1 pseudogene is annotated in these 239 nt (G+C 41.0%); it reads left to right on the top strand.

The window, feature by feature from the left end:
* Window positions 1-8 precede the first annotated feature (8 nt).
* Window positions 9-239: pseudogene (locus AOA60_RS07530) on the top strand (hypothetical protein); the annotation flags it as partial.

The following is a 239-nucleotide window of genomic DNA, read 5'->3' as shown; positions in this document are numbered from 1 at the left end:
GTCAAGAGATCGTAATTCCTGAAGATGTGGAGTATGTTTACATGCGTTCTGATGTACAGACGTCAACGTACAAATACTCTTATTCATTCGACGGTGAAAACTGGACTGAGATTCCTGTAACTTTTGAATCTTACAAGTTGTCAGATGATTACATCCAAGGTGGTGGGTTCTTCACAGGTGCATTTGTTGGTATGCGTTGCCAAGACACTTCTGGTGAAAACCTACATGCTGATTTCTGT

This window comes from Pseudomonas sp. 2822-17, from assembly GCF_002742485.1.
GTDB classification, from domain to species: Bacteria; Pseudomonadota; Gammaproteobacteria; order Pseudomonadales; family Pseudomonadaceae; genus Aquipseudomonas; species Aquipseudomonas cyclaminis.
Note: the sequence above shows the minus strand (reverse complement) of the source record. Positions and strands in the feature narration are given on the sequence as shown.